Origin of the sequence: Nocardioides sp. NPDC006303, from assembly GCF_040613175.1 — a bacterium.
Classification (GTDB): domain Bacteria; phylum Actinomycetota; class Actinomycetes; order Propionibacteriales; family Nocardioidaceae; genus Nocardioides.
Window position 1 is genome coordinate 64,348 of sequence record NZ_JBEXRR010000011.1, and the last position, 23,807, is coordinate 88,154.

General features: G+C 69.3%; 19 protein-coding genes. 6 read left to right on the forward strand and 13 right to left on the reverse strand.

The annotated features are described in order from the left end of the window. Positions 1-71 precede the first annotated feature (71 nt). Both ABZY89_RS11270 and ABZY89_RS11275 read left to right on the forward strand, forming a co-directional pair. Positions 72-1,949 carry a tachylectin-related carbohydrate-binding protein gene (locus ABZY89_RS11270; RefSeq protein ID WP_355227139.1) on the forward strand — a complete coding sequence of 626 codons (1,878 nt, stop codon included), beginning with the start codon at positions 72-74 and terminating at the stop codon, positions 1,947-1,949. A gap of 55 nt (positions 1,950-2,004) precedes the next feature. Then, positions 2,005-2,697, forward strand: a complete 693-nt coding sequence (locus ABZY89_RS11275) for a hypothetical protein (RefSeq protein ID WP_355227141.1) — start codon at positions 2,005-2,007, stop codon at positions 2,695-2,697. On the opposite strand, the gene ABZY89_RS11280 is transcribed toward ABZY89_RS11275, so the two are convergent. From ABZY89_RS11280 to ABZY89_RS11290, 3 genes are all read right to left on the reverse strand, one after another. Further along, on the reverse strand, positions 2,691-5,585 hold the full coding sequence (locus ABZY89_RS11280; RefSeq protein WP_355227143.1) for a metallophosphoesterase: 2,895 nt from the start codon (positions 5,583-5,585) through the stop codon (positions 2,691-2,693). The genes ABZY89_RS11275 and ABZY89_RS11280 overlap by 7 nt on opposite strands. 119 nt (positions 5,586-5,704) lie before the next feature. Beyond that, complete coding sequence (locus ABZY89_RS11285; protein ID WP_355227145.1) at positions 5,705-6,373, reverse strand: response regulator transcription factor; 669 nt, start codon at positions 6,371-6,373, stop codon at positions 5,705-5,707. Continuing rightward, complete coding sequence (locus ABZY89_RS11290; RefSeq protein ID WP_355227147.1) at positions 6,370-7,506, reverse strand: histidine kinase; 1,137 nt, start codon at positions 7,504-7,506, stop codon at positions 6,370-6,372. The genes ABZY89_RS11285 and ABZY89_RS11290 overlap by 4 nt, the downstream gene beginning before the upstream one ends. A gap of 132 nt (positions 7,507-7,638) precedes the next feature. On the opposite strand from ABZY89_RS11290, the gene ABZY89_RS11295 reads away from it, so the two are divergent. After that, positions 7,639-9,780 carry an MMPL family transporter gene (locus ABZY89_RS11295; RefSeq protein WP_355227149.1) on the forward strand — a complete coding sequence of 714 codons (2,142 nt, stop codon included), beginning with the start codon at positions 7,639-7,641 and terminating at the stop codon, positions 9,778-9,780. On the opposite strand, the gene ABZY89_RS11300 is transcribed toward ABZY89_RS11295, so the two are convergent. Next, positions 9,754-10,263, reverse strand: coding sequence for a GNAT family N-acetyltransferase (locus ABZY89_RS11300; RefSeq protein ID WP_355227150.1), 510 nt, complete (start codon positions 10,261-10,263; stop codon positions 9,754-9,756). The genes ABZY89_RS11295 and ABZY89_RS11300 overlap by 27 nt on opposite strands. Positions 10,264-10,504: 241 nt before the next feature. Here ABZY89_RS11300 and ABZY89_RS11305 point away from each other — a divergent pair, with 241 nt between their 5' ends. Then, on the forward strand, positions 10,505-10,834 hold the full coding sequence (locus ABZY89_RS11305) for a hypothetical protein (RefSeq protein ID WP_355227152.1): 330 nt from the start codon (positions 10,505-10,507) through the stop codon (positions 10,832-10,834). A gap of 27 nt (positions 10,835-10,861) precedes the next feature. Here the strand turns inward: ABZY89_RS11305 and ABZY89_RS11310 are convergent, their stop codons facing one another. From ABZY89_RS11310 to ABZY89_RS11320, 3 genes are all read right to left on the reverse strand, one after another. After that, complete coding sequence (locus ABZY89_RS11310; RefSeq protein WP_355227154.1) at positions 10,862-12,385, reverse strand: FAD-dependent monooxygenase; 1,524 nt, start codon at positions 12,383-12,385, stop codon at positions 10,862-10,864. Continuing rightward, entirely contained in the window at positions 12,382-12,978 is a 597-nt protein-coding gene (locus ABZY89_RS11315; protein ID WP_355227156.1) for a hypothetical protein, read from the reverse strand. The genes ABZY89_RS11310 and ABZY89_RS11315 overlap by 4 nt, the downstream gene beginning before the upstream one ends. A 154-nt stretch (positions 12,979-13,132) precedes the next feature. Next, positions 13,133-14,044, reverse strand: a complete 912-nt coding sequence (locus tag ABZY89_RS11320; RefSeq protein ID WP_355227157.1) for a LysR family transcriptional regulator — start codon at positions 14,042-14,044, stop codon at positions 13,133-13,135. A gap of 115 nt (positions 14,045-14,159) precedes the next feature. Between ABZY89_RS11320 and ABZY89_RS11325 the strand changes: the two genes are divergently transcribed. After that, positions 14,160-16,223, forward strand: a complete 2,064-nt coding sequence (locus ABZY89_RS11325; RefSeq protein ID WP_355227159.1) for an alpha/beta fold hydrolase — start codon at positions 14,160-14,162, stop codon at positions 16,221-16,223. Here the strand turns inward: ABZY89_RS11325 and ABZY89_RS11330 are convergent. After that, on the reverse strand, positions 16,208-16,951 hold the full coding sequence (locus tag ABZY89_RS11330) for an SDR family oxidoreductase (protein ID WP_355227160.1): 744 nt from the start codon (positions 16,949-16,951) through the stop codon (positions 16,208-16,210). The genes ABZY89_RS11325 and ABZY89_RS11330 overlap by 16 nt on opposite strands. A gap of 101 nt (positions 16,952-17,052) precedes the next feature. On the opposite strand from ABZY89_RS11330, the gene ABZY89_RS11335 reads away from it, so the two are divergent. Continuing rightward, positions 17,053-17,892: a helix-turn-helix transcriptional regulator gene (locus ABZY89_RS11335; RefSeq protein WP_355227162.1), complete on the forward strand. Its 840-nt coding sequence runs from the start codon at positions 17,053-17,055 to the stop codon at positions 17,890-17,892. 18 nt (positions 17,893-17,910) lie between these two features. On the opposite strand, the gene ABZY89_RS11340 is transcribed toward ABZY89_RS11335, so the two are convergent. The 5 genes from ABZY89_RS11340 to ABZY89_RS11360 all read right to left on the reverse strand — a co-directional run bounded on the left by ABZY89_RS11340 (position 17,911) and on the right by ABZY89_RS11360 (position 23,802). Beyond that, on the reverse strand, positions 17,911-18,756 hold the full coding sequence (locus ABZY89_RS11340) for a hypothetical protein (RefSeq protein WP_355227164.1): 846 nt from the start codon (positions 18,754-18,756) through the stop codon (positions 17,911-17,913). A 3-nt stretch (positions 18,757-18,759) separates the two neighbouring features. After that, on the reverse strand, positions 18,760-19,419 hold the full coding sequence (locus ABZY89_RS11345) for a hypothetical protein (RefSeq protein ID WP_355227166.1): 660 nt from the start codon (positions 19,417-19,419) through the stop codon (positions 18,760-18,762). A gap of 43 nt (positions 19,420-19,462) precedes the next feature. After that, a complete protein-coding gene (locus ABZY89_RS11350) occupies positions 19,463-20,827 on the reverse strand; it encodes an NAD(P)-binding protein (RefSeq protein ID WP_355227168.1) in 1,365 nt (454 codons plus the stop codon). A gap of 73 nt (positions 20,828-20,900) precedes the next feature. After that, positions 20,901-22,289: an aspartate aminotransferase family protein gene (locus ABZY89_RS11355; protein WP_355227169.1), complete on the reverse strand. Its 1,389-nt coding sequence runs from the start codon at positions 22,287-22,289 to the stop codon at positions 20,901-20,903. Then, a complete protein-coding gene (locus ABZY89_RS11360) occupies positions 22,282-23,802 on the reverse strand; it encodes a CoA-acylating methylmalonate-semialdehyde dehydrogenase (RefSeq protein WP_355227171.1) in 1,521 nt (506 codons plus the stop codon). Before ABZY89_RS11360 ends, ABZY89_RS11355 begins: the two co-directional genes overlap by 8 nt. Between the last annotated feature and the right edge of the window lie 5 nt (positions 23,803-23,807).

Below are 23,807 nucleotides of genomic sequence, written 5' to 3' on the forward strand. Positions count from 1 at the left end.
CCCTTCTTGTCGATTGGGATAGCAATCCCAGCAAGATCGCGAGTTTCCATGGACTCGGCTACTACGAGCAGTTGGCATTCGGCCACCCATCGCCGCCGTTCTCGACGGCCGACCCGATCAACCCGGCCAGCCTCTCCGCGTACTTTCAGGAGAACAGCCTGGGCCGCTTCGGCTACACCCGGGTGGGCCTGTTCGAAGTCACGATGGGATCAACGGTTCCGGACGGGGTGCCGTCCAAACGCTGCAGGCAGGTGCTGGAGACGTTTCCGCCCAACATGCTTGCGCAGCACAACGTCGACGCTGACGCCGTGCTCGAGGAGAGCGAACTCAGCATCGTGATGGTGGAGAACTTCGCCGGCGCCTTGCCCGGCATCGCCTTCAACGAGGCCTTCACCCTGACCGGCAGCACCGTCCCCTTCCTCCCTGACGGCATCCAGATTCGGATCCGATTGGCGGGAGGCGGCCCCCTGACACCCTTCTATCAATTGGCCCACGAAGCTTCCCACCTGTTGCGCACGATCGACATGTACAACATGGGCCAGCAGCCCAACAACGGCAACGTGCTGATGACGCTGATGAGCTCCTTCTCCTTCACCAGCGACGACCAGGTCGTCGTGCACCTCGACATGTGGCACAAGATGCAGCTCGGCTGGGCGGAACCACGCCGGTTCGCGCTCAAGAGCCAACGGTCCGAGGACGTGCGCGACGACACCGCCGACGGGGCCATCATCCTCTGGGACGAGACCCGGCAGGACAGCGAGTACTTCCTCGTCGAGCGCCGCAGGTCCGACGGGCCGGCCCGGCGTTACGACGCTGACTTCCCCGGTGACGGCGTCTGCGTCTGGCGAGTGCAGAAGTCGACCCCGAACGGACCCATCGTCCAGAACCTGCGCCCGCCGGACCTGCTGGCCGGCGTCCAGGGAGTCTGGCAGGTGGGCGAGGAGACGCCTCCCCTTGTGTGGTCAGACGGGACGACGACAAACGTGACCCTCAAGTTTGCCGCGGCCCCGGACGGCCGCGTGCGCGTCTCCTGGGGTGAGGCGCTGACCCACGCCAGCTCGGTGCGGCACCTGCGGCTGTTCCATGGAGGCAACGGCTCCGACGGTGTCGGTGGTCTCACCCGGCAAGGGGTCTTCTTCGGGGTGACGACCGAAGGCAACCTGGAGTGGAACCGCTACAACGGCCAGGGCGAGCAGGCCGGCGACCCGCTAGCCCTCCAGTCGTGGTCCCCCAACACCGGGAACCTGATCGGCCGAGGGTTCGCTCACCTGAAGCAGGTCGTCGGCGCCGGAGACGGGGTGATCTTGGTGGTCCACCCCGACGGGACACTGCGCTGGTTCGGCTACGACGGTGCCGGCGAGCCCGACATAACCGGCGCCGCGGGGTTCGTGCCGAACTCCGGAAACACCATCCGCAGCGGGTTCGAGAACGTGACCAAGATGTTCGTCGCGCCGCGCATCGGCATCGGCATCCATGGGTTCAACATCTTCACCGTCGAGACCGATGGCTTCCTGCGCTGGTACCGGTACACGGGCAACGGCGAGCACGACCCGGCCGGCACGACAGGCTGGCACCCCAACTCGGGAAACATCATCGGGCAGGGCTGGCAGGGCGTACGCCTGGTGTACGCCTCGGCGAACGTGTTCTTCGTGGTCACCGAGGACAACCTGCTGCGCTGGTACTCCTACTCCGGAAATGGTGAGGAGGACCCATCCGGCGTGCTGGGCTGGGCCGCGAACACCAGCAACCCGATCGGCCGCGGGTTCGGTGACATCGTGCACCTCTTCGGCGGAGTCACCAATCAGGGTGGCTTCGGGCACAGCATGTTCGCAGTCAACCGAGCCGGGGACCTCCGCTGGTTCCACTACCGAGGTCAGGGCGAACGGGACGAGACCGGCGCGAGCGGATTCATCGCCCGCTCGGGAAACGTCATCGGCACCGGCTGGTGAGCGCAGCCCGAGCTTCTGATCGAAGACGTCGACGATACTAGCCGCCGCGAGGCGGTTGCTCTCCGGCATCGAGGCCGGGACCTTAAATGTCGGAGTTCCGGTCATCAAGGCAAACCCCGCAATGGAGGATCGTTTGACTGTGAATGCGGACTGGATCAGCGGACTTGCCGCTGCTGGGGCTTTGGTGATCTCGATCATCGCCCTACTCCTCCAGCGGCGCCAGCATGCGGGACAACTGTCGATTCAGGAGCGAATGACCCGGATCGAGGAAGCGCGGCGTCTCGATGAGGTCGCCGCCGCGGCTGAGGCGCAGCGCGCCAGCGCGGTCGCCGACGTCCGAGTGGTGTCGTTCGATTTGGAAAGGCCCAACGGCGCGCAGGCATCAGACAAGGTCAGCATCACGATCGTTAACCACGGCCCAGCCGAAGCACGCGGGATTGATGTTGCGATCCTGGAGAGCGAGGACCGAGTTGCTGCCCAAAGGCTCGGGGAACTCGCAGAGTCGACGAACCTGGTTGGCGGCTATAGCGGCGAATCTCCGCTGGGCTACTACCAGATTCCCTGGGAACTCCCTATCCCCCGGCCTGTAGCCCATCTCTCACCCGGGCAGGAGCTGGTCCTACCGTTCTGGCTCCGCCACCGCGCGTACGGGCAGAACCAGATCCGAGTCGAATGGTCTGACGATCGTGGGCCCCAAGTGGCGAAGTGTGCGGTGGCGTTCAACCTGGAAGCGCGACACCGCTATTGACCCAGGACAAACCTGCCATCATCGGCCGCAACCGTAAGACTGATCCTGGCCACCTCTTCGATCTCAACCGGCTGATCGCCGCGGACGCGGTGGATCTTCACCACGACCTCGGTGGGTGAGGTCTCGAACTCGAGGAAGTGCTTGAAGAACGGCGGCTCGTCGAGTGAGTAGATCTCGGAGACGAACTTCTGGATCGGCCCGAACGGCGGGTTCAGGCCGGGGAAGGCGATCTGCGCGCGACGTCTGGTCCGCCGATCGACGCCCTCGACCGCCGCGGCTTGGCCGCCCTCCTGCTCGGCCTTGATGATGGCCGTCGCGGCCACCTCGCTGATGAAGTCGAAGTGCGTCGCGGCGCCCTGGTGGTAGCGGGGACTCACCCACGCCTTGGGATCCAAGATCAGCAAGTACGCGCCGAGGAACACCAGATGGGCGAGGAAGACGGCGGCGCCGACCGCGATGACAGTGAAGAAGGCCGCGCCGACCGCCACGGCCGGCCACCACGTCCTGAGCTCGTTCGCAACCTGGCCGGGCGCCGAGAAGCCCGGTACGTCGAGCAGGCCCGGCACCGCCGCCCCCAGCAGGAGCACCCCGAGGGCTAGGACGGCGACGACCAGCAGCGGCATGTACAGGCGCTCGTGCTCGCGTCGCACCCAGTCGACGACCAGCATGCCGATCACGGTCACCACGATGAGCGCTGGCAGCGCGAAGGCGGCCCGCATCCACTCTGAGTCGACGGCGTCGGCGATCCACCACCAGAGCACCAGCGTCACCGGCGGCGCAAGGAACACGAGGGGCTGAACCAGCCGACGCCGCCAGCGGAGCCACGCCCGCGCGCGGCGTACGGGCTCCTCGTGCAGGCGTCGGGTGAGGAAGTCCGGGGCCAGAACAGCCGCGAGCACCACCACCGCGATCACCGCCAACGGCACGAGGCCGAGCAGACCACTGAGGAACAGCACGGTCAGGCCCTCGCCGCTCATCACGCGCAGCATCTCGCCCGAGACGACGGCCGTCTGTGCGAGCACGGCCCACACGACCGAACGCTCGAGCCAGCGCGCGGCCCTCGCGCCGTTCACGGTGGTGACGATCCGCTTCCGCCACCCGATGATCGCCAGGACGACGTAGAGGTCGACCGCGACGACGAGGACCCAGGACACCGTACGTCCGTCGTCCGAGCCTCCCGCGTCCAAGCCCATCGGCAGCAGAGCCAGGACCACTAGAGCCGCCAGCACGCACGCGAACGCGACGTGATGCCAACCGGGCACCCGCTCGACGGGGCTCCACCATCTCGACCAGCGCACGCACCAAGCGTTGAGGCAGATCCACAGGGTGCTCGCGCCGAACAGCACCAGCAGCGCTCCGGCCGCATCAGGCAGATAGTGGTGCAGGAACAGCGTCGCCAACACCCCCACGACCAGCGCTTCGAGACGCAGGAGCAGGCGGCGTACGAAATGACTGTGTCCGGGACGTTGCGGCACCAGGTGCAGCAGCATCAGCACGATCATCGCGGCGATGGTCACACCCCCGGGCCCGACTCGCACGACCTGGTCTCCGAGCTGGAGCTGACGGCTCCAACCGGTCTCGGCGAGCCCCCGGCCCAGGACCACTCCCCCGCCGAACATCACGACGGTCAGCAGCAGCCGCCAGATGCTGGGGACCAGCTGCTGGGCGAAGTACGCCAGAGACTCGGCCGACCCCGGGAAGATCCTGGTCGGCCGAAATCGAAGGTCGGTTCGCGCGTCCGAGGCGGCCGTCCGGATGGGATGGGTGGCGTGGGTGTACGCGCCGCCACCACCACTGACGATGTGCCACAGGCCGTCGCGTGAGCTGTCCGGCGTCGTCGGGTCGTACAGCTGGAAGTTGTGGGTGTCGCCTCCCACCGTCGCGACGTAGCGGTGCTTCCTCTCGGCCACGACGTCGTAGACGGTCTCGCCGGGTCGCCCGGGCACCGCACCCTTCCGGCGCTCACCGTTGACGAACAGCGGCTTGCCGGTCATCAGGATCTTCGGCTTCTCGCCGCTCAGCGAGCTCAGCCAGTCGAGCTGCGGTCCGTCGATGGTCCCGTCGATGCCGGTGTCGATGCACACCAGGTCCACGTGCTCGGCCTCGATGACGAAGTACGGCGCCGGCTGCAGCGTGGCTTCTGGTGCCGGGTCCCCACCCGCGGCTGGTTCCCCCCACCGCGCCGGCGCGGCTCTGCCCGCCGGTTCGCTGGGTGTGCGCCACATGATGCGGCCGAAGCGGTCCCGGATCAGCTGCCATCGCCCCAACGGCTCGTCGAACGAAGGCGCCAGGAGATCGCTGGGCCAGGTCGGCGGTGCATCCGCCGCGTACAGGAACTGGTGGGCGAAGCCGTAGAGGCCGTCGTACCAGTCGTGGTTGCCCGGCATCGCATAGACCGGGACGTTCTCCGGAAGCGAGAAGCTTTCGCGTACGTCGAGGGGCGCCTTGAGGTCCGGCACCCGGTTCGACCGGTACGGCTTGTAGAAACCGTCCACGTAGTCGTTGACGTTCCCGGACGGGTAGATCACGTCGCTCAGGACGAGTACGAAGCCGGCTCGCTCCCGGTCCGACCTCTCGCGCGCGGCTCGCGCCAGGGCGGGCGCGACGACGTACTGGGACGCATCCTGCTCGCCCGTGTCGCCGATGACCAGGAACCTCGAGACCTCGGAGGCGGCGATCGTCAGCGGCTCGTCCTTCTTCGTCCAGTTCGTACGCAGCTTCTCGACGAGCCCCTGCGTACCGCGTCCCAAGACGTCGTTGACCGACTCGATGAGGGTGCGCGCGGCGATCCAGGAAAGGCTGTTCCACTTGGTCGGATCGTTCTGCAGGTAGGCCTTCGTGCGATCCCAGTCCTCGCTCCCGGTCTCGGAGTCATCGCCCAGAGTCATAGACATCCCCTCCGCAGAACGGAACTGGTCGGCCCGCGCGACCGCATGTAACAGGTCTAAACAGATCCCCGCGCGGCGCTACGGTAGCGCGAGCCATCTCCTCAAGATGTGGTACGGCCCTATTCCTTCACGCGCTTGGTCTCGTACGCCCACATCGCGACCTCGACGCGGTTGCGGGCGCCGAGCTTGTTCATCAGCGCGGCGACATGGGTCTTCACCGTGCTCAGGGTGATGTTCAGCTCCTCGGCGATCTCGGCATTGGTGCGGCCGCGCGCGACGGTGAGCAGGACCTCCTCCTCGCGCTCGGTGAGCGGCTCGATCGGCTGGGCCGGCGGCGTGGCTCGTTCCAGGCCGGCCAGCGTGGTGAGGAGGCGGCGGGTGATGTTGGGCGAGATGAGCGCGTCGCCGTTCGCGGCTGCATGGATCGCCTGGACCAGCAGCTCGGTGCCGGCGTCCTTGAGAAGGAAGCCGCGGGCGCCGGCCTTGAGGGCTCCGTGGACGTACTCGTCGAGGTCGAAGGTCGTGATGACCACGATGGCGAGGGGGTCCTCGACGCCGGGGCCGGCGAGTTGGCGGGTGGCTTCGACGCCGTCGATGCCGGGCATGCGGATGTCGAAGAGGCAGACATCGGGACGTAGCTCGCGGGCCATCGTCACTGCTTGATGACCATCGATCGCCTCGCCGACGACCTCGATCCCGGGCTGCGCGTTGAGGATCATCGTCAGGCCGGTGCGGACCAGGAGCTGGTCGTCGGCGACCACCACCCGAATGGTCCCCTGGCTGGTCACCGAGACACCTCGCGCGGCAGGGTCGCCTCGACGGTCCAGCCACCGGCCGGGTCCGGCCCGGCCTGGCACACGCCGCCGAGCAGCTTGGCCCGCTCAGCCATCCCGAGCAGGCCGTAGCCCGTGGTGGTCGCGGGGCGGGCTGCTTCTCCGTCGTCGTGCACACGCAACCGTACGACGTCGGCCTCGCCCCGGACCTCCACACTGACCTTCGTGGGATAGAGGGCGTGCCGGATCGCGTTGGTGACCGACTCCTGACAGATCCGGTACACCGACACCTCGACCGGCTGCGGCAGGTCGGCGAGATCGCCCACGCACTGCACCTCCACCAATGGGCTCATCCGGGTCAACTCGTCCAGGTCGCCGATGCCGCGCTGCGGCGCGTAGTCGGCCGCGTCGTCGCCGTCGCGGAGCACCCGGACCATGGTGCGCATCTCGGACAACGTACGCGACGCCTCGGCCTCGATCACCGCCAACGCCTCGAGGGCCGAAGCCGGGTCGGTGGCTGCCACCGCTCGCCCCGCCTGGGCCTGGATCGCGATGGCGGAGACGTGGTGCGCGACGGTGTCGTGCAGCTCGCGGGCGAGGTCGCCGCGCTCGAGCGTACGGACCTGCTGGACCTCGCGCTGTCGCGCAACCGCGCGGTAGCGCATCGCGGCGCCGAGGGCGAACGACGCGATCACCACGGTGGCGCCGCCGATCAGGTCCCCGGCGTTCTCGGTCGCGGCGAGTCCCAGAGTCACCGGGACCGCGACGATCGCCGTACCGATCAGAGCCTCGCGTCCTGATGCCCAGCGATACAAGGAGTAAGGCAACAGCAGGACGCACGCCATGGTGTTGAGCCCCACCTCGTCGACGCCGTCGAGGATCGTCGGGATCTGCAGCACCATCGCGCCGCCGCCGAAGCCGACCGCTGTCGCCAGGAGTGGATGAGTACGCCGAAAGAGCAGGACCGGGATCACCAGGAGCGTGACCACGGTGGCCAAGGGGCGCCACGGTACGTCGGACCGGAAGATCGCCTCGCCCACGGCCGTGACCAGCAGGGCGCCGACCAGGGCCCAGTCCCACCACGCCCGAGCCGGCGGGTCCGGGGCACGGGGCTCGGCTAGGACTGAGCGGACGAAGGCGGTCACCACCTCTCGACCCTAGCGAGCGGACGGCCTCCTCGTACGGGGCACAAGCACGATCCTCACCTCGTACTTTCGGCCGAGGAGACCACTGCTCCTTGGCCCGATGTGGATCGTTCGTCGTCGGGCCACGGTGGAGTCATGTCCAATTTCCTCTACCGGCTCGGCCGGTCAGCCGCGACCCGTCCCTGGACTGCCATCGGCGCCTGGGTCGTTCTCGCGCTCGTCGTCATCGCCTCCTCCGCCGCCTTCGGGCGCGAGCTCGAGGAGAGCTTCGAGGCCCCCGGCCTCGACTCCTACCAAGCCGCGGAGCTGCTCTCCGAGGCCCAGGCCGACGAGGGCGGGATCAGCGCCCACGTCGTGCTCGAAGCACCGAACGCCACGACGCAGGTGGCGCCCGTGGAGGCCGCACTCGCGGAGCTCCCGGGTGTGCTGGGTACGACGAGCAGCGTCTCGCCGGACGGTGACATCGCGCTCGTGCGGGTGCAGTATCCGGCGGTCGAGCACCTCGAAGCCTCCGACCTGGACAACCTCAAGGACGCCGTCGCCGATCTGCGAGAGGAGTCGTCGCTGACGCTGGAGACCGGCGGCGACCTGTTCTTCGCGTTCGAGGAGGCACCCACCGGGCTCGGCGAGGTCGCGGGGATCATCGTCGCGATGATCGTCCTGCTGATCGCCTTCGGCTCCTTCGTCGCGATGGGCCTGCCGATCGGGATGGCGCTGTTCGGTCTGGTCATCGGCATCACCTCGATGAAGCTGGTGACGTACCTGATCGACATCCCGGCGTGGGCGCCGGAGCTCGCGGCCATGGTCGGGCTCGGCGTCGGCATCGACTACGCGCTCTTCCTGGTCACTCGGCACCGCGAGAACCTGGCTGCGGGGATGCCGGTCCCTGAAGCGGTCGGCCGAGCCCTGGCCACCGCAGGACAGGCCGTGATCTTCGCCGGCGGCACGGTCGTCGTGGCGATCCTCGGATTGCTCGTCGCCGGGATCCCGTTCGTGACCGGTGGCGGGGTCGCCATCTCCGCGATGGTGCTCGTGATGGTGCTCGCCTCGGTCACCCTGCTGCCGGCACTTCTCGGACTGGCGGGGCATCGGATCAACGGCCGCCGGCGACGGGCCGGAGTCGGAGCGCATCAGCCGAGCACCGGCTGGTACCGGTGGGGCGCCCACGTGACCCGCAACGCGACGGCGTACCTCGTCGGAGGAGCGGTCTTCATGATCGCCCTGGCCGCACCCGTTCTCGCGCTCAACCTGGGCTTCCCGGACGACGGGACCAAGCCCGAGTCGAGGACCGAACGCCGTGCGTACGACCTGATCGCCGACGGTTTCGGGCCCGGCGCCAACGGGCCTCTGGTGATCGCTGTCGACATCTCGCAGGACAAGTCCGTCGTGGCGCCGCTGGCCGAGGCGGTGGCCGCCGACCCGGGCATCACCGCGGTCGGCGAACCGATCATCGATCTCTCCTCGGACGTGGCCACGCTGGTGGCGCAGCCGACCACGTCGCCCCAGGACGTTGCCACCCAGGAGACCGTCACGAGGCTGCGCAGCGAGGTCTTCCCGACGGTGCTCGACGGCAGCACGGCGACCGCCCATGTCGGCGGTCAGACAGCGACCTTCGCCGACCTCGGTGACCGGGTGCAGGAGCGGATGCCGCGCTTCGTCGCGGCCGTGCTGCTGCTGTCGTTCCTCCTGCTCGCCGTGCTGTTCCGCTCGATCCTGGTGCCGCTCAAGGCGGTCGTGCTGAACCTGCTGAGCGTCGGTGCGGCGTACGGCGTGCTCGTCATGGTCTTCCAGTGGGGCTGGGCGGCCGGCCTGATCGGCGTGGAGTCGACGGTGCCGATCGTGTCCTTCATCCCGCTGTTCATGTTCGCGATCCTGTTCGGGCTCTCCATGGACTACGAGGTGTTCCTGCTGTCGCGAGTGCGCGAGCAGTACCGCCGCCACGGCGACAACACCCGCGCCGTCATCGAAGGGATCGCCGGCACCGGCCGCACCATCACCGCAGCCGCACTGATCATGGTCGCGGTCTTCTCCGGCTTCGTCCTCGGCAGCGACCCGGTGGTGAAGATGATGGGCGTCGGCCTGGCCACAGCCATCTTCCTCGACGCCACCGTCGTACGCCTGATCCTGGTCCCCGCGACCATGAAGCTCCTGGGCGCCGCGAACTGGTGGCTCCCCGCGTGGCTCGATCGGCTCCTGCCCGAGCTGGACTCTGCGCAGGCGGAGCAGCCGGTCGAGGAAGAGACGGCCGACCTACTCCCTGACCTCAGGGGGCGCTAGGTCGAGGCTGAGCGAGGCTAGACCTTCGACCGGCCTGAATCCGAGGCCTAGATAGAGGCGGAGAGCGGCTTGGTTGTCGGTTTCGGTCACGAGGGACAGGCGTGTAGCGCCTGCTGAGAGCGCCGCCTCGCGGACGGCGCTCATCAGCGCGGCAGCCACTCCCCTGCGGCGGGACCCGGGGAGGACGTACAGGTCACGCAGCTGCCAGAACCGTCCCATGGTGAGGGACGCAGGGACCGCGTGGCTGGTCGCCAGGCCGATCGGCGGTGCGTCCTCCGACGGGTTCACGAAGGCCGTGTAGATCGTGAGCATCTTCGACCGGACCATGTCGGTGAGCCAGCCGATGGTGCGATCGTCCGCGTCCGGCGGCTCGCCGTAGTGGTGGCGGTACTGGTTGAACAGGACACTGGCCGCTGCGAGCGACTCCTCGGTCTCGCACGTCACGACCCGCAGCGCTTCGTTGGGGACCGACGCGCTACTCATGCGCCCTGACGCTACCGCCCTGGCTGCTCGAGTGTTCGACGGCTGACGCGCTGACCTCGTATGGAAAGCCCCCAGATTGGCGTATAGCAACGCGTCGAGGCCGGACAGATGATGAAAGTGCTAGCCCTAGAACGACATCTCGGCCTTCCGGCCATTCGTCTGGTTGAGCGGACCGCCAACCACAAGCTCGGTGGCACGGCAGGGCAGGTCAGGGCCATCGAAGACGGAAGGAACAGAGATCATGAGGATTTGGATCGGAAGCTGTGCCATGGCGGCGGGGCTCGTGCTGGCGGGAGCCGGGGCCGCGAGCGCCGGAGAGGTGAACGGCAACGGCGGCGAGATCCCCGCGCCGGACCGCGCCTCGTCGGAGTGCGTGTTCTCGGGCCAGGACACCGCAGACTCCATCGAGGGCAACCCGGAGGGCTTCGACGACGACGGGCTGGCCGTACGAGGCAACCAGAGCCCGGGCGGCACCGACCGCTACCACGGGACGCAGAGCTACGGCATGTTCGCCCGAGCTGGGCTCAAGGACTTCGTGCCGTCTCCCGGCGAGGCATGCAGGGGCCGCTGACGGCTCGCATGGACCTGACTCCAGAGATCAGGTCGCTCCGACGAGTTCGAGCCAGTCGGTGAGAGCGCGCGCGCTGCGCGCCGATCGGTAGCCGACATGGCCGTCCGGACGTACGGCTGTGAGGCCCGTGCCGGGCCAGCTGTCGATCCGGTGGACAGTGACGCGTGGACCGAGACGGTCGAGCTCGGCGCGCTCGGCGTCGCGAGCCAGAAGCAGGTGTACGCCGGGCGAGGCCGTGAGGTCGTGCAGCCGCGTCTGCCGGCCCGCGCACGTGACGACGCGGTCCGGCAGCCGGTCGCCGGGGCGCGGTCCTCGGGCCAGGAAGCCGTCCGCCACCGACAGGGCACTGCCCGGGTAACGCACCCACGGCTGTGAGAGAAGCGTGATGACGGCGGCCATGGCGTGCGGTTGTCGCACCATCATGGGGAGCAGCGGTGCCAGCAGGGGCAGCACCCTCCCGCGCAGGAACTGCGGCAACGGGTGGGTCGATGCCTCGGCGAAGAAGACCGCGTGGGTGAGTGCGAGCGCCTGGCGCGCCGCGGGCCGACGTTCGCGGTCGTAGGAGTCCAGCAGGGCGGGGCGCGCGTGGTCGGCGTATGCGAGCTTCCAGCCGAGGTTGACTGCTTCGATGATGCCGGTGTTCATGCCTTGGGCGGCCGCGGGTGAGTGTGTGTGCGCGGCGTCCCCGGCGAGGAAGAGGGGCCCGTACCGGAACTTTCGGGCGACGCGGTGCTGGAGCCGCACCTGCGCCGACCACGGCATCTCCCGGACCTGTGCCTCCAGTCCGGCATCGTCGATGAGGGCCTGCACCTCGGCGGCGTCCACCGCCTGGCCGGGCTGGCCGTAGGGCTGGTCCGCGCTGCCGGCCGGACGGGTGCCGAGCAGGCGCCAGGTCGCCCCTTCGCCGAGTGCGAACAGGAACAGCAGGCCAGTGCGACCGGCGACCACATGGAGTACGTCCGGCATCAGGTCGGCCTCCAGTTCGAGGTCGGCGAGCACGATCTCTTGGCGGTACGAGCCGCCGTCCCAGGCGATCCCCGCGGTGTTCCGCACCATGCTGGCGGGGCCGTCGCAACCGACGACGTACCGAGACGTCGTCGGCTCGCGGCCACGAGTCGTTCCCAAGGTCGCCTGCGCGCGCTCGTCGGCCACCTCCAACGCGTCGAGCTCCACGCCCCACTCCAACTCGACGCCTCGCCGGCGCAGGGCGTCCTGCAGGATCTCCTCCACGTCCGCCTGCCGCACCATCGTCAGATGCGGGTACGCCGTGCCCCGCATGGCCGCCGCCCCCAGCCCGACGTCCACGACCCGGCTCCCGACGTGCAGCTGCGCGCGCGGGCTACGGTCGGCACGGTCGAGCAGGGCGGCCGTCACCCCGAGCGGGCGCAGGCACTCGAGGGTCCTGGCGTGCACGATCATCGCTCGCGAGCGCCGGAACGCCTCGCTCCGGCGATCGACGATGCGTACCGTGGCGCCGTGCTCGTGAGCCTGCAGGGCAAGCGTGAGACCGGTGGGGCCGGCCCCGACGACGAGCACGTCCAGGGAGCTCACGACGTGCCGACCGGGCACCACCAGTCGGGGACCAAGGGGTCGGCGTGACCTTCGAGCACGCCGGGATCCGCGAGCACCTCGTCGCGTCGCAGCCTGGGCACGACCCGGAAGTCGATCGACTCCGGCTCGCTCACCAGCGCGAGCACCCTCCACAGCGACCGGGCGTAGTGATCGGCAAGATCTGCTCCGTCCCATTCGTAGACCCCGCGGTAACGGCCGCGCTCGTCGGCGGCGAGCCAGAGCTTGGAGACGAATCCCGGGAAACCCACGAACAGCGGGGTGTTCAGCCAGCTCTCCCACCGGAACAGCAGGTGTCCGCGACCGCGGACCCGGCGGAGCCGGAAGCAGACGACCAGAAGGCACGGCTCGACAGGTGGCACTGCGACCACTGTCTCTCGGTACACCTCACCGGTGGTGCCGTCGGCGAACCGGAGTCGGCGCCCCACGTTGCCGCGCGGCCAGTGCACGACCCCTGTGGCGAGCATTCGCGCCGAATCGACGACACAGCGTGCCACCGCACGCCACGCCGTCGCGGCTGGCAGCGGTCCTGCTCGGGAGCCGCCGAGGGTCGACTTCGGCTTGTCCGTGCTCATCGGCGGATCCTCTCGTCCGACGGGTGACGACTTCGTGCTTCCAAGGCAACCCGAGGACGTCGTCGCCGACGAGGGGCCTTCGTCCTCTCACCCGGTGACAGACGCCCTCAGGCCATCCGCGACCCACTCGACGGGAGCGGCCAGTTGCGGCCGATCAGGAGCTCAGGAGCAAGGCGCCGTCGGGCACCGTGATCCAGCCATGCGCCTCGGACAACGCGCGTGCGCTGCGTCTCAGCACCTCGAGACCGGGGTGATCGAGATCCGCGCGCCAGCGCATCGTCCAGGGGAACAGTGCGACGGGCTCGACGAGCGGACGCATGACGATGCCCTCGACCGGCGCCTGGCTCTCCAGGGCCAGCCCGGGCGCGCCGTGCAGCCGTAGGTGCGCGGCGAGCTCGGCACCGCCGAGGACATGGGGATGCCCGTCCGTCGGGTCCACGCCGAACGGCGCGAGGAGCTGACCCATCGCGCGAGCCCATGCGGGAGTCACGTGGTCGCCGGAGCGCGTGCACACCTGGGCCGTACGAAGGGCCTCGAGCGGTATGGCGTCGAGCGCGGTGAGCTCGTGGTCGTCGGGGAGCAGCACGATGACCCGCTCATGACGGACCGCCTGCCCACGCGTGGCGGCGAGGCCCTGTGGGGTGGCGCCGAAGCCGACGTCCGCCCCGACCACCGTGTCCGCGGATCCGCCGCCGAAGCGGACGATGAACTCGATGTCAGGGGCCGTACGCCGAGCCGCGTCGAGCACACGAGCCGGCGTCGTCCCCGGAGCGACGGCGTCGATGACGAGGCTGCCGGTGTCGGCGCGCAGGTCGCGTACGGCACGGTCGTGCAGCGCGATGAGCTCGCGCGCCCGGTCCACGAGACGCCGGCCCTCCGGCGTGAGTGCGACGCGGCGCGAGGAGCGGTCGAGGAGGCGGACGCCCGCAGCGTCCTCAAGGCGGCGTACGTCTCGGCTGAGCGCCTGCTGGGCGATGAAGAGCCGGTCGGCCGCGCGCCCGAAGTGCAGCTCCTCCGCGACCGCCACGAAACGGCGCAGGAGCCTGATCTCGAGGTCGCCCGTCACGGGCCCATTCTGTCCGGTCGGCGAACCGGGCGGCAGCGGATCGACAACAGAAGTGCGTCGATCCGCGCTTCGCCGGTGTTGGACGTACATCCGAAGCCGCGAGCAACCTGGAGGCATGTACTCGTCGAGCCCCGCACCGGAAAGCCCGCGCGTGATCACCGCGCTGCACGGTGGAGTGGGCATGCTCGTCGCGGTCTGGGGCGCGGGGCTTCCTGTCCTCGACGCCCGAGTCGATCTCGGCCCCACGCGACTCGGTCTCCTGCTCCTCACCCTGGCACTGGGCGCGGCGATCGCGATGCCGCTGGCCGGACAGCTCGCCCATCGCTGGAGCGACGCCGCCGTCTTGCGCATCGCCCTCCCCACGGCAGCGCTCCTCCTCGCCACGATCGGGGCGATGCCCGCAGCCGAGCCGATGATCGCGCTCGCCGCCGTCTTCGGCCTCTGCTGCGGCGCCATCAACGTCGGGCTCACCTCGCAAGCGACGGCCGCCGAGCGCGCAGCGGGACGACCCGTGATCGCCCGGATGCACGGATGCTGGACGCTCGGCGCCGTCCTGGGGTCGTCGGCACTGGCAGCGGCGCTGCGCGCCGGCGCGGACAGCCTCCTGCTACTGCCTGCCGCCGCGCTGAGCGCCGGCGCCCTGCTCACTCTGCTGTCGCTGCGGCTCCCGATCGGACACACCGGCACCGCCCCGGGCAGTGCGACGGATCCGAACGCGGCGGCTTCTCAGGGGCCGACTCGCGGGGTGAGCCCCGTACTCGTCGGCGCCGGGGCCGTGGCCGCCGCAGCCTTCGTGGTGGAAGGTGCCGCAACCGACTGGGCGGGCGTCCACACCACTCGCGTCCTCGGTGAGGAACCGGCCGCCGGAGCGACGATGTATGCCGCCTTCTTCGCTGCGATGACCGTCGTCCGCTTCGCCGGAGACCGTCTGCGCGGCGCCGTCGCCGCACCGATCCTGGTCGCGACAGCCGCCGGAGTGACGCTGCTCGGGTTCGTACTCGTCCTCCTCTCCCCCGTCGTCGCGGAGGGTGCGCAGGTCGTGGTCGCCACGGGAGGATGGGCGCTCGCCGGCGCGGGCACGGCTCTGGTCTGGCCGATCGTGATCGGCAGCCTGGGCGCCACCCGGATCGACCCGCGGCGGCTCTCGGTCGTCACCACGATCGGCTACCTCGGCGGATTCGTGGGCCCCGTTCTCATCGGCGGACTCGCCGCCGGGGTGGGGCTGGCCGGCGCGATGGTGCTGCCCGCGGCGCTGACCGTCCTGCTCGCGGCGGCTGCGCCGCCCCTCGTCGCAAGGCTCCTGCCTGGCGACGACCCGACCACTTCAACCACCGATATCGACACCGAGGAGAACGCCATGTACGCACCCAACCTGATCAACCTGCCCGAAACACGCCTGAGCTACGAGCTACGCGGATCCGGACCCGCGGTCGCACTCGTCGGATCACCGATGACCGCCGAGGAGTTCGCCCCGCTCGCCGAGGCGCTCGCCGCCGACCACACCGTCCTCACCCACGACCCACGCGGCCACGGCGGGAGCGTCCTGGCCGATCGGTCCGTCGGCTCCACACCCGAGCAGCGCGCGGACGATCTCGCCGAGCTCGTACGCCGCACGGGCCTCGGCCCCGTCGCGATCCTCGGGTCCAGCGGCGGTGCCGTGACGGCCCTCGCCTTCGCCCAGCGCCATCCCGAGCTCGCCACGACGATCGTGACACACGAGCCCCCGCTGCTGGAGCTCCTCGACGACCGGGAGGAGCAGCGTGCGATGACGGACAGGATGAGGCGTCGGTACGCCGACGGCGACGTGGTCGGCGCGTGGGGCATGTTCTTCGAACAGGCGAACATCGTCGTGCCGGACGGCATGCTCGAGGCCATGTTCGGCGGCGAGCGCAGCCCGAGCGCCCTCGCGGAGGAGGCGTTCTGGTACGCCCAAGAGCTGCCGGCCTCCGTGCGGTGGGAGCCGGACGAGGAAGCTCTGCGCCGCGGCCCTCGGATCGTCCTCGGCATCGGCGAGGAGTCGGCTGGTCAGCTGTGCGAGCGTACGGCCGAGGCGCTCGCCGCGCGGCTCGGACTCACCGCCATGCGGTTCCCCGGCGACCACACCGGTTTCGTGGACCACCCGAGTGCCTTTGCCGCGCGGCTGAAGGACGCACTCGCCTACCCTCACGCGCTCCGCTGAGCGGCCGGACGGATGACGATCTCGTTGACATCGACGCCGGTCGGCTGGGCGATCGCATAGCTGACGGCGCCGGCAATGGCGTCCGCGGGGATGCTGGCGGCTCGGTACGCCTCCATCGCGGCTGACGCGACCGGATCCGTGATGTGCTCCGCCAGCTCGGTCTCCACGACTCCGGGCGAGATCGTGGTGACTCGGATGCTCGGATCGGACTCGAGTCGTAGGCCCTCGGTGAGTGCCCAGGCCGCGTACTTCGTGGCCGAATAGACCGCCGAGGTGGGAACGACCTCGTGGGCACCGATGGACGCGATCGTCACCACATGGCCGCCGCCCTGCGCCTTGAAGCGCGGGAGGACGGCAGCGATGCCGTGAAGAAGGCCCCTGACGTTGACGTCGAGCATGCGGTCCCACTCGTCGACCAGCAGCGCGTCGAGCCGCGACAGCAGCATCACCCCGGCGTTGCCGACCACGACGTCGAGGCGTCCGTGGTCCGCCACGACGGAGTCGACCAGCGCGGCGACCGCGGCCCGGTCGCTGACGTCGAGACCGTGGGCCTCCGCGCTGTGTCCGCTGTCGCGGAGCTCGGCGGCGACCGTCTCGAGGCGCTCCGTACGCCGAGCGGTCAGAATCACGTGGTGGCCCTCGGCAGCCAGGCGCCGCGCGGTTGCCGCGCCGATCCCGCTGCTGGCACCGGTGACCAGAACTGTCTTGGATGTCTTCGTTTCTGTCATGCCTCAACGCTGCTGCCTTCAACAGCCGCCATGAAGGCCGCGCTGTACCTGGGAGTAGCGCACCCACCCATCGACGCCCTGTTCGCCCTAGCATCGGAGTCATGGCCTCGACTCCCCTCGGTGACTATCTGCGCAGTCGGCGCGCCCTGGTGAGCCCCGACGACGTGAAGGTGCCGAGCCACGGAGTACGCCGTGTCCCGGGTCTGCGTCGGGAGGAGGTCGCGATGCTGGCGGGAATGAGCGTCGACTACTACGTCCGTCTCGAACAGGGCCGCGAACGTCACCCGTCGGCCCAGGTGCTCGACGCCCTCAGTGACGTCTTCCGACTCGACGACGAGGCCCGGTTGCATCTGTATCGGATCGCCGGCCTGGCACCGGCATCGTCCCGCGCGATCCTCCCCGAACGCGTCGATCCCCAGCTGCTCCAGCTGCTGGAGCTGTGGCCGGACACCCCTGCCCTCGTGCTGGGCCGCGCCTACGACGTGCTGGCCGGGAACCGCCTGGCGTACGCCCTCTTCGACGGGTTCCGTCACGGCGCCAACCTGCTCGTCAAGGTGTTCCTGGACCCCACGGCGCGGACCTTCTACCCCGACTGGGAGCAGGCTGCAGCGAACACGGTGGCAGCCTTCCGCCTCCTCCACGGCGACGCCCCGCACGACCCGCGCATCCGCGATGTTCTACGCACCGTCAGCGAGCAGAGCGCGGACTTCAGGCGACTATGGGCCCGGCAGGATGCGCGCGGCAAACGCCATGAGTCCAAGCGATTCCACCACCCTGACGTCGGCGAGGTGACGCTCCGCATGGAGGCCTTCGACGTCCGTTCCAGCCCCGGGCAACAGCTCGTCGTGTATCACGCCGACGTCGGCTCGCCCAGTGCCGAGGCGCTGCAGTTGCTGGGCACGCTGGATGCGACCAGAGCCGAGGAACAGAAGACCAACTGACACCCGATCAAGCCCGAGCTAGCTCGGTGGCGAGTTCCGGAACTGGAACTGGACCCGTACGTCGTCATCGAGCCGGACCAGGATGGTGGTGCCGCCGGCGCTCCAGGTGTCGGGCACGAGGAACATCCGGTCGTCGCCCTGGATCAGCAGCCTCAGCTTCCAGTAGCGGAAGCGGTAGTCGTCCTCGCCGGCATCAGGTCGTACGACCTCCTCGACCCCGGCGGTGGCCGGGACGTGCAGCCGCTCGCGGGTGTCGAGGACGACGCTGGGCAGGCTGCGCAGGTTGCGGGCCTGCTCCATCGCCAGGCCACGGCCGGTCCATTGAGCGGTCGTGGCCGTCGCCCAGATCACGCAGGCGGCGACGCCCACCCAGAGCAGCACGATGCGCGGTTCGAGGCGGCCGCCGCGCAGTCGCAGGGCGTACGCGACGAGTGCGGCGCCACCGCCGAGCAGGACGGGCGTCACCAGGGCGTAGTAGGCCCAGCCGCCGACGAAGGAGAAGCTCGCCAGCAGCACCGTTCCGGCCGCCAGGAGGACCAGCCCGACGCCGAGGACGATCGTGACGAGCCGGCCGAACCAAGGCTCCGCGGACTGTCGCCGAACCCAATGGTGGAGCGCGACCACCGCGACACCGCCCAGCACCAGGACCAGCATCGGGGTCAGCAGCGGCTGCGGGCTGCGCATGACGTACGCGCGGGTGCTGAGCCCGATCACGTCGACGTCGAGGCCGAAGTAGTCGTACTGGGCGCGGGCGGCGACGTACCCGAAGTAGAACAGGACGCCGCTGATCACGGTCACCGGCGCGACGAAGCTCGTCGCCAGGCTCACCCAGCGATCGATCCCCGTCGGCGGCGTATCGGTCATGGCTCAGCCAGATTCGGCCGGGTCCGTCGACTCGGACGACTCGGACGACTCGGACGACTCGGACGACTCCGACGACTCGGACTCCGTGTCGACCTCCGGCGCGTTGAGGAACGCCTCGGTGTCGCCACCCTCGACGTCCTCGAGCTCGCAGGGCTCGGACGGGCAGGTCATCTCGCCGCTGAGCCGCAGCACGGCGTCCTCACCCTCCTGCTCGTCGGTCCAGGGAACCAGGGAGAGCATCGCCACCTGGCAGCTGGTCGAGTCGGCGGTGAAGACGAATCCGTCCAGGCAGGACGCACCGTCGCACGCCGCGTCAGCCGGCTCGAAGACCTCCGGGTCGATCTCGTAGCCGGTGACGACGACCGAGACGCCCTCGGGCACCGACGGGTCGTTGCCGCTCGGCCAGAGCCAGCTGACGTCGGCGCAGACCACGCCGGGGCTGCCGTCGAGCGGGTACGACCCGCCACCGATCGGCAACGTCGGCACGGCCACCGCCGGCTCGTCGGGATCCGTCGGATCATCGGGATCAGGGTCAACCTGCCCGGTCTCCGCAGAGCTCGCATCCGTGACGTCCACCTCCGACTCTCCGCCGGACGAGCCGCACGCGGCGAGGAGCAGGAGTGCGCACGTGATGACAGCGAGGAGCGAACGGTTCACCAGCATGAACAACACCTCCTGAGAACAAAGACGGTGCCGGGACGTACGCTCAGGTCAGCTGAGCCAGCTGAGCGAGTCCGGATTTCGTGTGCTTCGCCAGACGTTCGCGTGCGTCGTCGAGGGCAGCCGATGCGGGATAGCCGGGCGGGACCCGAGCCGGGTTGAGCGCGACCCCGTCCGACCACGCCTTGATGTCCGGCTCGGACGAGAACGACATGGCCGCCTGGGTGCCCAGGACGTTCATCATCGCCCAGGTCGCCATCGTGTCGGGGAACGGGCTCGGCGGGCAGAGCCTGTTCTTCTCGGCGTCGGCGTCGCGAGTGGCCTCGACGTACCCGGTGACCGCGGCGCCGAAGCAGGGGAAGCCGGCCCGGATCGGCTGCAGCGTGATCGCCTCGGGGCGCCAGACCGGTAGCAGGGGCGGATACTTCAGGCCGTCCGCCGCGCAGTGCACGACCAGGGCGTCGTCGGCGATGGCGAGCGATCCGTCGGCGAAGGTGAGGCTGCCGCGGTCGACCTGTCGGATGTGGCCGCGGCGTACAACGTTCTCGAGCGTACGCAGCTGCTCGAGCTCCCACATCGCCAGCGTCGGCGCCTTGGCCATCGTCGGCATGACCGTGCGGTCGATGCGCATCATGATGCCCGCGTCCTCGAGCCGCAGGAACAGGTCCTCGAGCGACGTCGACCTCTCGGCGATCTGCATCGTGTCGGCTGCCATGCCCAAGAAGATCGCGGGATCGGGCTGGATGAGGGCCCGGTTGAGCATCCACGGGTCGCGCGGCCTCACCCAGCAGATCGCGTCCGGGTCGACACCACGCGACAGCAGCCAGATGCACGCGTCGGTCGCGGTCTTGCCGGATCCGACGATGACGTACTGGCTCGGTGTCTCCTCGAGCCGGGCCAGATCGTTGACCGGCAGCACCCGAGCGCCCTCGGCGACGCCGAACGGCGGCGGCTTCTCGGCGGGGATGCTCGGGGCCAGGTAGCGGGCGTCGACGACCCGCGCCCCGGGCATCTCGAAACGCTCCCCCGAGATGCGCGAGACGACGGTGCCGTCGCCGGCGTACTCACTGTTCGGGAAGAACTCGACCTTGCCCGACTCCACCATCCGCTCGAGGATCCGGGCGTAGTAGGCGCAGATCTCCGCCTGGGTCGCCCGCTCCTGAAGGCCCTTCTCAGGCCCATGCTGCTGCAGCTGCCCCCCGCCGAGAAGCGTCGAGGGGACACCGTAGAAGGCGGAGGACTGATGCAGGCGTACGAAGGGGTACGCCTCCAGCCAGTGCCCGCCGACACCGTGGCGCCGGTCGACCAGCGCCACCCGCGCGTCGGCGTGCTCGATCAGAGCGTCTGTGAACGCCATCCCCATGGCGCCGGCACCCACCACCAGGTAGTCGACCTCGACCGTGCGGCTCATGCCTCCACCAAAGCACGGCTAGGAGCCGCCCGGTCATTAGCCAGCTGGGTCTATGCCGCAGACGGGGTACAGCTCAGCCCGAGGTGACCGAAGCCCGCGCCTCCCCCAGAGCCTCACCGATCAGCCGGATCCCCCGGCGTACGTCCTCAGCCGCGGTGTTGATCGGAGGCACTGTGTGGATGCGGTTGAAGTTCACGAACGGCAGGACGCCCTTCGTGTTCGCGGCCGAGACGACCGCCGCCATCTCACGGCTGGAGCCGCCGTAGGGCGCGAGCGGCTCCCTGGTGGCTCGGTCGGATACGAGCTCGATTGCCCAGAAGGCGCCCACACCTCGTACCTCGCCGATCCACTCGTGCCTCTCCGCCAAGGCACGGAGCTCGGGCCCGAAGACCTCTTCGCCCAACGCCGCGGCATGGTCGACGATCCCCTCGTCCTCCATCACCTCGATCGTGGCCACCGCGGCGGCGCACGCGAGGGGATGCCCCGAGTAGGTCAGTCCTCCGGGATAGGGCCGCTGCGCGAACGACTGATAGATCGCCTCGCTGATGGCGACGCCTCCGAGCGGGACGTACCCGGAGTTCACGCCCTTGGCGAACGTCAGGAGGTCGGGTACCACGTCGGCGTGCTCGATGGCGAACCACTTCCCGCTGCGCCCGAACCCGGACATCACCTCGTCGGCGATGAGCACGATGCCGTGCTCGTCACACAGCTCGCGTACCCCTCTCAGGTAGCCGGGCGGCGGGATCATGATGCCGGCGGTGCCCGGGATCGACTCGAGGATGATCGCGGCGATGGTCGAGGCGCCCTCGAGGGCGATCACCTGCTCGAGGTGTTCCAGGGCGCGCTGGCACTCCTCTTCCTCCGTGGTGGAGTGGAAAGGGCTGCGGTAGAGGAAGGGCCCGAAGAAGTGCACGGTGCCGGTCGAGCCGTTGTCGTTCGGCCAGCGGCGGGGGTCGCCGGTGACGTTGATCGCCAGCTGGGTACCGCCGTGGTAGGAGCGGTACGTGGAGAGCACCTTGTGCTTGCCGGTGTGCAGCCGTGCCATCCGGATCGCGTGCTCGTTCGCATCGGCTCCCCCGTTGGTGAAGAAGACCCTGTCCAGGTCGCCAGGCGTGTGCGAGGCGATCAGCCGAGCCGCCTCGGACCGGGTCCCGTTGGCGTACTGCGGCGCGACGGTGCAGAGGGCAGCGGCCTGCTCCTGGATCGCCTGGACGATCCGCGGGTGCTGATGGCCGAGGTTGGTGAACACCAGCTGCGAGGTGAAGTCCAGGAGCTTGCGACCCTGACCGTCCCAGACGTACGGGCCTTCTCCGCGGGTGATCACGGTCGGGTCGATCAGCTCCTGGGCGGACCAGGAGTGGAAGACGTGCTGCCGGTCCAGCTCGTACGCGCGGCCGGCGTCCTCGGTCAGTGCTTGCATGCTCGTGCGCGCGTTCGCAGGCGCGGAGATGGTCTCAGTCATTCTGCGGGAACCCCAGCTCGAGGCCGCCGACGGGTCGGGCGGCCGGGTTGATCCACCGGGAGGTGACGACCTTGCCTCGGGTGAAGAAGTGGACGCCCTCGGTGCCGTGGGCGTGCGTGTCGCCGAACAGCGAGCGCTTCCAGCCGCCGAAGGAGTAGTACGCCACAGGCACCGGGATCGGCACGTTGATCCCGATCATGCCGACCTGGACATCGGCCTCGAAGCGGCGAGCGGCGCCGCCGTCGTTGGTGAAGATCGCGGTGCCGTTGCCGTACTCGTTGGCGTTGATCAGCTCGACGGCCTCGTCATAGGAACCGGCCCGCACGACGGAGAGGACCGGGCCGAAGATCTCCTCCCGGTAGATCTCCATGTCCGGGGTGACGTGGTCGAACAACGTCGGACCGAGCCAGAAACCCTTCGCCGCTCCGTACGCCTCGACGTCGCGGCCGTCGACGATGACCTTCGCTCCGGCCCGCTCTCCGGAGTCGATGAAGGAGGCCACCCGGTCGCGGTGCGCCTTGGTGACCAGCGGTCCCATGTCGGCCTCGGCGGCACCGTCGGTCCTCTTGGCCCCGTCACCGATCCGCAGCGTGCGGGTTCGCTCGGCGATCCGGGCCACCAGGTCGTCCGCGACAGGCTCGACAGCGACCAGAACGCTGATCGCCATGCAGCGCTCGCCGGCGCTGCCGAAACCTGCGTTGACCGCCGCGTCCGCGGCGAGGTCGAGGTCGGCGTCGGGCAGCACGACCATGTGGTTCTTGGCACCACCAAGGGCCTGGACCCGTTTCCCTGTCCTGCTCGCCTCTTCGTAGACGTACTGGGCGATCGGCGTGGAGCCGACGAAGCTCACCGCGTCGATGTCGTCGCTGCGGAGCAGCGCGTCCACGGCGACCTTGTCGCCCTGCAGGACGTTGAAGACACCGTCGGGAAGCCCGGCCTCCTTCCAGAGCCTGGCCATCCAGATCGCCGCCGACGGATCCTTCTCGCTCGGCTTGAGCACCACCGCGTTGCCGGCAGCCAGCGCGATCGGGAAGAACCACATCGGCACCATGGCCGGGAAGTTGAACGGGCTGATCACCGCCACTACCCCGAGCGGGTCGCGCTTGGAGTGCACGTCGACGCCGGTGGAGGCCGACTCGGAGTGTCCGCCCTTGAGCAGATGGGAGATCCCGCAGGCGAACTCCACGACCTCCTGACCGCGGGAGATCTCCCCCAGAGCATCGGAGTGCACCTTCCCGTGCTCGGCGGTGATGATCTCCGCCAGCTCCCCCTTGCGAGCGTTGAGGAGCTCACGGAAGGCGAAGATCACCTGCGTACGCCTGGCCAGCGAGGTCTTCGCCCAAGCCTTGCCGGCCGCCGCTGCGGAGTCGATGACGTAGCGGGCATCGCGGTCGCTGGCCAGGGCGACTCGGCCACTGACATCGCCGCTCGCGGGGTTGGTGACATCGGCCCACTGCTCCGAGGTGCCGATGAACTCGGCGCCGTCGACCCAGTGTGGGATCTGCTTGGTCATGGAAG